The sequence below is a fragment of the Cellulomonas sp. RIT-PI-Y genome (genome assembly GCF_025642745.1).
GTDB lineage: Bacteria > Actinomycetota > Actinomycetes > Actinomycetales > Cellulomonadaceae > Cellulomonas.
The window spans coordinates 1-5,046 of the sequence record NZ_JANZKP010000090.1 but is presented as its reverse complement, the minus strand read 5'-3'; the positions used below and the strand labels follow the sequence as shown (position 1 = coordinate 5,046).

Annotated in this window: 5 protein-coding genes; all 5 read left to right on the top strand. The window is 72.0% G+C overall.

The features are described 5' to 3' along the window. Positions 1–1,524, top strand: a 1,524-nt coding sequence (locus OGL89_RS16700; protein WP_346770726.1) for an ABC transporter substrate-binding protein, incomplete at its 5' end; no start/stop codon positions are given. Between the two features lie 4 nt (positions 1,525–1,528). Continuing rightward, positions 1,529–2,485: an ABC transporter permease gene (locus OGL89_RS16695; protein ID WP_263121302.1), complete on the top strand. Its 957-nt coding sequence runs from the start codon at positions 1,529–1,531 to the stop codon at positions 2,483–2,485. A 43-nt stretch (positions 2,486–2,528) separates the two neighbouring features. After that, complete coding sequence (locus tag OGL89_RS16690) at positions 2,529–3,398, top strand: ABC transporter permease (RefSeq protein WP_263121301.1); 870 nt, start codon at positions 2,529–2,531, stop codon at positions 3,396–3,398. Beyond that, positions 3,395–4,192, top strand: coding sequence for an ABC transporter ATP-binding protein (locus tag OGL89_RS16685; protein WP_263121300.1), 798 nt, complete (start codon positions 3,395–3,397; stop codon positions 4,190–4,192). The genes OGL89_RS16690 and OGL89_RS16685 overlap by 4 nt, the downstream gene beginning before the upstream one ends. Then, positions 4,189–4,941, top strand: a complete 753-nt coding sequence (locus tag OGL89_RS16680) for an ABC transporter ATP-binding protein (protein ID WP_263121299.1) — start codon at positions 4,189–4,191, stop codon at positions 4,939–4,941. Before OGL89_RS16685 ends, OGL89_RS16680 begins: the two co-directional genes overlap by 4 nt. The last annotated feature ends 105 nt before the right edge of the window (positions 4,942–5,046 follow it).

Genomic DNA, 5,046 nt, shown 5'->3' with positions numbered 1-5,046 from the left:
GTCAAGGAATCCCCTATGCGCACTCCCCGCGCCGGCATCGGCGTCTCCCTCACCCTGGTCGCAGCCCTGGCCCTGGCCGCCTGCGGCTCCGGCGGCAGCGACGACACCGGAGCGTCGGCCTCCTCCGACGACACCGAGATCGTGATCGGCTCCACCAACGAGCCCACCGGGCTGGTCCGGAACGTCGGCGGGTCCTCCGGCGTCTCCCAGACCATGACCCGCAACGTCTTCGAGGGGCTGACCAGCGTCGACGTCGACGGCCAGGTCATCCCGACGCTCGCCGAGTCCTGGGACGTGTCCGACGACGGCCTGACCTACACCTTCCACCTGCAGACCGGGGCCGCGTTCCACGACGGCACCGACCTGACCGCGGACGACGTGGTGTGGTCGATCACCGAGGCGATCGGCCCGGACTCCAAGGCCGCCCGCAAGAGCGACCTGCAGACCATCCAGACCGTGACCGCGGTCGACGACGACACCGTCGAGCTCGACCTGTCCCGCGCCTCGCAGGGCCTGACGTTCTACCTGGCCTCGATCACCATCGTGAAGAGCGGCGACACCGAGCTGGACTCGGACAACGGCACCGGGCCCTACCGGTTCGTCGAGTGGGTGCAGGGCGACCACCTCACCATCGAGCGCAACGACGACTACTGGGGTGAGCCCGCCAAGAACGCGGGCGTGACGTTCCGGTTCTTCCAGGACACCACCGCGCTGAACAACGCGCTGCTCACCGGTGACCTGGACCTGGTCATCGCGGAGGACTCCCCGGACCAGCTGGTGCAGTTCCAGGACAACCCGGACTTCACCATCACCGAGGGCACCAGCACCACCAAGCAGCTCTGGGCGTTCAACGACCGCGAGGCGCCGTTCGACGACGTCCGGGTCCGCCAGGCGCTGTACCGCGCCATCGACCGGGACGCGATCCTGTCGGCGGTGTGGGACGGCTACGGCCAGGTCATCGGCTCGATGGTCCCGCCGAGCGACCCCTGGTACGTCGACCTGAGCGAGCAGAACGCCTATGACCCGGACGGCGCCGCGGCGCTGCTGGCCGAGGCCGGGGTCACCGATCTCACGATCTCCGTCGATTACATCCCGGACGACACCACCGAGGCGATCCTGGCGCTGCTGACCAAGAACCTGGCCGCGGTCGGCGTCACCCTGACCCCGAACCCGATCGACGACGCCACCTGGTACCAGAAGGTCTACACCGACCACGACTTCGAGACGACGCTGATGGGCCACGTGAACCCGCGCGACGTCCTCTGGTACGCGAACCCGGACTTCTACTGGGGCTACGACAACGCCCAGGTGCAGCAGTGGGTGACCGAGGCGGACGAGGCGTCCACCGAGGCCGAGCAGGTCGAGCTGCTGACCCAGGTGAACCAGACCATCGGCGAGGAGGCGGCGTCCGCCTGGCTGTACCTGGACCCGCAGATCCGGGTCGCCCGGTCCGACATCAGCGGCTTCCCGGAGAACCAGGTGACCGAGTCCTTCTACGTCGCCGACATCGTCCGGGAGTCCTGAGTCGATGAAGGGCGTGCTGTTCCGGGTCGGCGCTCTGCTGATCTCGTTGGTGCTGGCCAGCGTGGTGGTCTTCGTGGTGCTCCGGCTGCTGCCGGGCGACGCCGCGGGCGCCTCGCTCGGGGTCGGCACCACCACCGATCAGCTGGAGTCGCTGCGCAGCGAGCTGGGCACCGACCAGCCCGTCCCGGTGCAGTACGCCCAGTGGGTGGGTGACCTGGTCCGCGGCGATCTGGGGGACTCCTTCACGTCCCGCCAGCCGGTCGCGGACCTGGTCGCCGCCAAGCTGCCGATCACGGTGCCGCTCAGCCTGGCCGCCTTCGTCCTGGCCGTGCTGATCTCGGTCCCGCTCGGTGTGATCGCGGCCGTCCAGCGGCGGGGTCCGGTCGGGGTGGTGGTGTCCGCGGTGAGCCAGCTGGGGGTGGCCGTCCCGGTGTTCTGGGTCGGGGTGCTGCTGGTGCTGGTCTTCGCCCTGACGCTCGGCTGGCTGCCCTCGGGCGGCTTCCCGCGCCAGGGCTGGGACGACCCGGCCGCCGCCATCCGGTCCCTGGCGCTGCCGGTGGTCACGGTCGCGGTCGCGATGTCCGCGGTGATGGTCCGCTACGTGCGGTCGGCCACCCTGGACGTGCTGGACCAGGACTACCTGCGTACCGCCCGGTCGCTGGGCTACTCGCGCTGGCAGGCCCTGCGCCGGCACGGGCTGCGGAACGCCGCGGTGCCGGTGGTGTCGATCCTCGGCATCGAGCTGGCGACCTCCCTGCTCGGAGCGGTGGTGATCGAGAACGTCTTCGCGCTGCCCGGTCTGGGCACCCTGTTGCTGACCTCGGTCACCGGCCGCGACCTGCCGGTGGTGCAGACCCTGGTGCTGGCGCTGACCGCGGTGGTGCTGCTGATGAACGCCCTGGTCGACATGCTGCAGCGCGTGATCGATCCGCGGCTGCGCCGGACGGGGGTGACGGCGTGATCACCTCCCACGACACCACTCACGCTGCCGCGGAGGCGTCCGGATGAGCGTCGACGTGACCGCACCGATCGACACGACGGTCCGGGTGCGGCGCCCCCGCCGCTGGTCGCCGTCCCTGATCGCCGGGATCGTGCTGGTCGGCCTGGTCGCCGCCGTCGGGCTGCTGTCCCTGGTCTGGACCCCCTACGCCCTCGACGACACCAGCAGCGGCGCCCGGCTCGGCGGCCCGAGTGCGAGCAACTGGGCCGGCACCGACCGGCTCGGCCGCGACCTGTTCAGCCAGATCATGGTGGGCGCCGGGAACGCGCTGGTCGTCGCCGCCGCGTCCATGCTGGTCGCCGGCGTGCTCGGGGTGCTGATCGGCGTCCTGGCCGGGGCCACCCGCCAGTGGGTCGACATCACGCTGCTGTCGGCGGTCGATCTGCTGATCGCCTTCCCGACCCTGCTGCTCGCCATGCTGATCGTCACCGTGCGCGGGGCGTCGCTGTCCTCCGCGATCTGGGCGATCGGCATCGCCGGGTCCGCGGTGATCGCCCGGGTGACCCGGGTGAACGTGGCCCGGGTGCTGCGCGAGGACTACATCACCGCCGCGCAGGCCGCGGGCACCGGGTGGTGGGGCACCATCACCCGGCACGTGATCCCGAACGTCGCGCCGACCCTGCTGGTGCAGCTGATGCTGCTCGGCGGCTCCGCGGTGCTGGCCGAGGCCTCGCTGTCCTACCTGGGGCTCGGCGCGCCGCCACCGAACGCGTCCTGGGGCCGGCTGCTGCACGAGGCGCAGTCCACCATGACCGTCCAGCCGTGGGGCGCGATCCTGCCCGGCCTGGCGATCGTGGTCACCGTGCTCGGACTCAATCTGCTCGGCGACGGCATCCGCGAACGGACCGACCCGAGCCTGCGAGGGGACCGATGACCGGCTTGCTCGAACTGCACGACCTCACGGTCACCACCTCCACCGGCCGCACCCTGCTGGACCGGGTGTCGTGGTCGCTGGACGCCGGTGGTCGCCTCGGCGTGGTCGGCGAGTCCGGCTCGGGCAAGTCGCTCACCGCCGCCGCCGTGCTCGGCCTGCTGCCGGACGGGATGACCGCCACTGGCCGCGTCCTGCTGGACGGCACCGACCTGCTGACCCTGCCCGAACGCCGGATGCGCTCGATCCGGGGCGGACAGATCGCGATGGTCTTCCAGGAGCCGCTGACCGCCCTGGACCCGCTGATGACCGTCGGTCGTCAGATCGCCGGACCGCTGCGCCTGCACCGCGGGCTGCGCGGCCCCGCCGCCGTCGCCGAGACCGAGCGCCTGGCCCGGCTGGTCCGGCTGGACGACACCGAGCGGATCCTCGGTTCCTATCCCTGGCAGCTGTCCGGCGGTCAGCGCCAGCGGGTCGCGCTCGCGATGGCCCTGGCCTGCGAGCCCCGGATCCTGATCGCCGACGAGCCGACCACCGCGTTGGACGTCACCGTCCAGGCCGAGGTGCTCGACCTGCTCGACGACCTGGTGGACCGCACCGGCGTCGGCCTGGTGTTCGTCTCCCACGACCTGCCGGTGATCGCCCGGGTCGCCCGGGACCTCGCGGTGATGCGGGACGGCCGGGTCGTCGAGCTGACCGCGGTCGCCGAGGCCCTCGCCGGCGGGCAGCACCCGTACACCCGGGAGCTGGTCTCCGCAGCCCGCGCAGGACAGCTGCCCCGACAGGAGGACCGATGACCGAGCCGCTGCTCAGCGCCGACCGGGTCACCCGCGTGTTCCGCGGCACCCGTGCCCTGGACGGCGTCGACCTGACCGTGCACGCCGGGCGCTCGGTCGGGATCGTCGGCGAGTCCGGCTCCGGCAAGTCGACCCTGCTCCGCCTGCTGCTCGGCCTGGACTCCCCCACCTCCGGCACCCTCCGGTTCCGGGGCGAGGAGCTGAACCGCAAGGACCGCGGACTGCTGCGCCGCCTCCGCCGGGACGTGCAGGTGGTGTTCCAGGACCCGCGGTCGTCGCTGGATCCGCGGATGTCGGTGGGCGCGGCGATCGCCGAACCGCTGCGGTCGCTCCGGGTGCAGGGCGACCACCGGTCCCGGGTGGCCGAGGTGCTGCGCGCGGTGGGCCTGGACCCGGACGTCACGAGCCGGTACCCCGCGCAGTTCTCCGGCGGTCAGCGACAGCGGATCGCGATCGCCCGCGCGCTCGCACCGTCGCCCAGCGTGCTGATCGCGGACGAGCCGGTCAGCGCGCTCGACGTGTCGGTCCGGGCCCAGGTGGTGGCCCTGCTCGACCGGTTGCGGGCCGAGCAGGGGCTGACCCTCGTGCTGGTCAGTCACGACATCGGCATCGTCGGGCAGCTCTGCGAGGAGACCGTGGTGCTGCACCACGGCCGGGTCGTCGAGCAGGGCGCGACGGCGCAGGTCCTGGCCGATCCGGCCCAGCCGTACACCCGCCGCCTGCTCAGCGCCGTGCCCCGACTGGACTGACACCCGACCCGCCGTCCTCCCGTGACCCGTGACCGTCCCGTCCTAGCCGAGTGCGGAAAAGTCGTCGCTTTACGGGCGGTTTGGGCGACAAGTTCTTCGCACTCG